The sequence below is a fragment of the Candidatus Beckwithbacteria bacterium genome, assembly GCA_012797845.1.
In the GTDB taxonomy this organism is placed as follows: domain Bacteria; phylum Patescibacteriota; class Microgenomatia; order UBA1400; family UBA1449; genus JAAZOH01.
Map to the genome: position 1 here is coordinate 1 of JAAZOH010000018.1, position 4,336 is coordinate 4,336.

Genomic DNA, 4,336 nt, shown 5'->3' on the forward strand with positions numbered 1-4,336 from the left:
AATTATTAATATAATGGAGGAAAACATATGGCAGATGTACTGCAAATGTCCGAAGCTATTAAAGCTTTAGCCGTTGGTATTACCATTGCAATTGGTGGCGCTATGCCAGCTTTTGGTATTGGTAAAATTGTTAGTAAAGCTATGGAGGCTATTGGCCGCAACCCAGAAGCTGCTGATAAAATCCAAACCTCAATGATTTTGGGGCTGGCTTTTGCTGAAGCTATTGCTATTTATGCACTAGTAACAGCTCTTATCATTAAATTTACCTAAACTATTCGAACTCGCCAAATCAGAAATTGATTTTTAAGATTTCGATAGTCGGATTTCGAATAAAAATTGTATGACAGAAGGTGGTGTTTTTACCCAACTCGGTATCAATCCGCTCTATTTGATCAGTCAAATAGTTAGCTTTGGTGTATTGCTCTTTTTGCTTAACAAATTTTTGTATAAGCCAATTTTGCGCAAACTTGACGAAAGAGCTAGTCTCATCAAAAAAGGCGCTAAGGCTGCAGAAGCAAATTTACAAACTCAGGAAAAGATTGAACAAGAGCGCCAGAAGACATTAAAACAAACTCAAAAAGAAGTAAGCCTGATTCTTAATCAAGCCAGAAAAGACGCTAAGTTGATGCAAGAGGAATTAGTTGCTCAAGCTAAAGCTGAAGCTGAAAAAATTATGGCTAAAAAACAAGCTGAAATTGATGAGCAATTAGCCCGTCAAGAAAAAACCTTGCACGATAAAATGGCTGATCTTTCGGTTCAAGTTTCCAAAAAAGTTTTACAGGAATACTTGGATCCAAAAACTCAGCAGAAAATTTTGGACACACAACTTAATAAAATTGCTAAAAAACAAATTTCATAACTATGGCTCAAGATAAAAAACTAAAATCAGTTGTTTCAACTCTGCAAAAGTTTTTGACTCACGGTGGTCAAGTTGATGAGCTTCGTAGTGTTGTGACCGAATTTAATAATCTACTAGAAGAGGAAGAGCGACAAAATCAAGCTAAGGTTGTAACTGCTTATGAACTGAGCGATGGTTATAAAAAACAAGTTACCAGCACTGTTGATAGTTTTTTTGGTAAAGAATTGGAATATGAATTTGTCGTTGATAAAGCCTTAATTGCCGGTATTAAAGTCCAAGTTTATGATGAGATTATCGACTTATCTCTTGACAGCGCTCTTAATTCTATTAATCAACAATTAAAACATTAATTATGAAAGCTCCTACCGATATCGCTACTTTTTTAGAAAAAGAAATTGCTGGCCTTAAGCAACGGGCAACACTTACCAATGTAGGTGAAATCCAGGAAATTGGCGATGGGGTGGCAGTTATCGATGGTTTGTCTGAAGTAGCCTATGGTGAAATTTTAGAGTTTCCTCAAAAAACCTATGGCTTAGCTTTGAATTTAAAAAGTGATAATGTCGGCGCTATTATTTTAGGAGATTTTACCCATATTAAAGCCGGTGATACAGTCAAAAGCACTGGCCAGATTTTAAATATTGGAGTTTCTGAAAAATTGCTGGGAAGAGTAGTAAATCCGCTGGGTCAACCACTTGACGGCGGTAATGAGATCAAAGCTGACAAACGTATGGCTTTAGACCGGATTGCACCAGGGATTATCAAACGTGAGGGCGTCAATCAGCCAGTCCAAACTGGTATTAAAGCCATTGATGCTATGATTCCAGTTGGTCGAGGTCAACGAGAACTGATTATTGGTGATCGAGGCACGGGTAAATCTTCAATCGCTCTCACTACTATTCTTAATCAAAAAGGTCAAAATTTGATTTGTATTTATGTAGCTATTGGTCAAAAAGAGTCATTCGTAGCTCAACTTAAATCGACTTTAGAAAAGTATGGAGCAATGGATTACACTATTATTGTTGATGCTTCAGCTTCTACTTCACCAGCTTTGCAGTATTTAGCTCCTTTAGCTGGTTGTGCTATTGGTGAATACTTTGCTGAAAAAGGCCAAGATGCCTTAGTTATCTATGATGATCTGACTAAACATGCTTGGGCATATCGGGAAATTTCACTATTACTGCGCCGACCGACTGGTCGCGAAGCTTATCCTGGTGATATTTTTTACCTCCATTCAGCTTTACTGGAACGAGCTTGTAAATATAATCAGAAAAATGGCGGCGGTAGCTTGACCGCTTTACCAATTATTGAAACTCAACTTGGTGATGTTTCGGCTTACATTCCGACTAATGTGATTTCGATTACTGACGGCCAAATTTATCTAGAAACTGATTTGTTTAATGCTGGTCAGAAACCAGCTATCAATGTTGGCGCTTCAGTCTCTCGGGTAGGTAGTGCCGCCCAAATCAAAGCCGTGAGACAAGTGGCTGGGCAGCTACGTTTAGACTTAGCCCAATTTCGTGAACTGGCAGCATTTGCTCAGTTTGCTTCAGATCTAGATGAAGCCACTAAACGCCAAATTGATCGAGGTAAACGGGTTATGGAAATGCTCAAGCAAGGTTGGGACAATCCTTTAACTGCCGAACAGGAAACAATTGCTTTCTGGGCTGTAGGACATGGTTATCTGGATAAAGTCAAAGTTGAGGATATTAAAGCCTATGAAAAAGGTTTACTTGATCAAGTAGCTTCTCAACATAAGACAATTTATAGTCAAATTATTAAAGATAAAAAATTGGATGAAAAACTAGAAGCCAAGATTAAGAATGTGGTTGAAAAATATACCAATCATTTTATTAGTAAATATGAAGCTGAAGAAGACTAACAGCTTTAAGCTTTTAGCTTTTTGAATGTGGCCTCATCACGCAAAATCCTTTCCCGTATCAAATCTGCCAAAAATATCAGCCAAATTACTAAGGCTATGCAAATGGTATCGGCTTCAAAAATGCGCCGAGCTCAAGAGCTGGCTATCAATGGTGAACCTTATTCTATTGAGTTGCGCCGAATTTTAATTGCCTTGCTTTCTACTACTACTAAATTCGATCACTTACTATTAAAGAAAAGCAATAATCCTAAATCGTTATGTATTTTTGTGACTACTAATAAAGGTTTATGTGGTGGCCTTAATACCAATCACTTTCGCCAAATTATGCGCTGGTACAAAGAGCAAGGTGATGTTGACTTTATTACGGTTGGAAAAAAGGGGCGGATGTTTGCCAATGCTTTGGGAGCCAATATTTTAGCTGATTTCTCTGAATTACCTGAAAACATTGATTTTATTCATACTTTGCCAATTTCCCGGATGGTTTTGGATTTATTTAAAGACAAAGAATATGGCCGGATTTACATCAGCTACAACAAGTTTATTTCAACCCTATCTCAAAAACCGCTTTTAACGCAATTTTTGCCAATTGACCGTGAAGAGCTTAAAGATAGTCTTGGTCTTTTGGAAGAACTAACTGAAGAAAAAGAACGGGAATTTGAACCTAAAGAATATCTACTGGAACCTAATAAAGAGAAAATTATTAATTGGTTATTACCCTATTTTGCCCAGTTACAACTTTATCATTTTTTACTGGAAAACAAAGCTTCTGAACATTCCGCTCGGATGGTAGCTATGAAAGGAGCTTCAGAAAATGCTAAAGAAATTATGGAACAGTTGCGTTTGATTTACAATAGATTACGTCAACAGCAAATTACCAGCGAGTTGGCTGATATCATTACCGCTTCAGCGGTCATGAATTAACAAAAGCAAGTTAACATATTAAAATATGTCATTTCGACTGCAGTAGAGAAATCTTACAACAAGATTCTAACTACATTCGAGATGGATAAGTATAGTGACTAAAAAATCAAAAATTAGAGCTGTGATTCTGTTTTTCATTTTGATTTTTGGTTTATTGCTGATTGTAGCTTTGTGGCATGATGCACTGATGTATCGACTAACTAGCTCAAGACAACATTGTTTAGATGAAGCTAAAGCTAAACTCGGCAGTGATTGGGATAAACCCTTAGAACTAACTGAGGAAGAAAAAGAGCAGTTCCCAGGAGTTGCTCGCATCTCAGCTGGCATGAGAGAAACTTTAAAATGCGAGCAAGAAACTAAGTTTTTTTTCTTGTTTTAATAAAAAAATAAAACTAATCAATTTTAGAAAGGATATAAACTATGGCACAACATCAAGGAACCATATCTCAAGTTATTGGTCCGGTCTTGGATATCGAATTCGATAAAGACCAAATTCCGGCTATTTATAATGCTATCGCTGTTGCTAAAGGCGATGAAACCATCATTGCCGAAGTTGAACATCAAATTAGTGAAACGCAGGTACGCTGTGTAGCCATGACCAGTACGCAAGGTATCAAACGCGGCATGAAAGCTACTGACACTGGTAAACCAATTTCTATGCCAGTAGGTGAAAAAGC

At 37.2% G+C, this 4,336-nt stretch carries 7 protein-coding genes; all 7 read left to right on the forward strand.

The features are described from left to right. The first annotated feature begins 45 nt into the window (after window positions 1–45). On the forward strand, window positions 46–270 hold the full coding sequence (gene atpE / locus GYA49_02545) for an ATP synthase F0 subunit C (protein NMC35901.1): 225 nt from the start codon (window positions 46–48) through the stop codon (window positions 268–270). 70 nt (window positions 271–340) lie between these two features. Next, window positions 341–859, forward strand: coding sequence for a F0F1 ATP synthase subunit B (gene atpF, locus GYA49_02550; protein NMC35902.1), 519 nt, complete (start codon window positions 341–343; stop codon window positions 857–859). Between the two features lie 2 nt (window positions 860–861). Next, complete coding sequence (locus GYA49_02555) at window positions 862–1,209, forward strand: hypothetical protein (GenBank protein ID NMC35903.1); 348 nt, start codon at window positions 862–864, stop codon at window positions 1,207–1,209. Beyond that, window positions 1,209–2,738, forward strand: a complete 1,530-nt coding sequence (locus tag GYA49_02560) for a F0F1 ATP synthase subunit alpha (protein ID NMC35904.1) — start codon at window positions 1,209–1,211, stop codon at window positions 2,736–2,738. Before GYA49_02555 ends, GYA49_02560 begins: the two co-directional genes overlap by 1 nt. A 27-nt stretch (window positions 2,739–2,765) precedes the next feature. After that, a complete protein-coding gene (atpG, locus tag GYA49_02565) occupies window positions 2,766–3,659 on the forward strand; it encodes an ATP synthase F1 subunit gamma (GenBank protein NMC35905.1) in 894 nt (297 codons plus the stop codon). A 121-nt stretch (window positions 3,660–3,780) separates the two neighbouring features. Then, a complete protein-coding gene (locus tag GYA49_02570; protein ID NMC35906.1) occupies window positions 3,781–4,038 on the forward strand; it encodes a hypothetical protein in 258 nt (85 codons plus the stop codon). A gap of 41 nt (window positions 4,039–4,079) precedes the next feature. Further along, window positions 4,080–4,336 (forward strand): F0F1 ATP synthase subunit beta (locus tag GYA49_02575; protein NMC35907.1); only part of this gene is annotated, 257 nt, incomplete at its 3' end.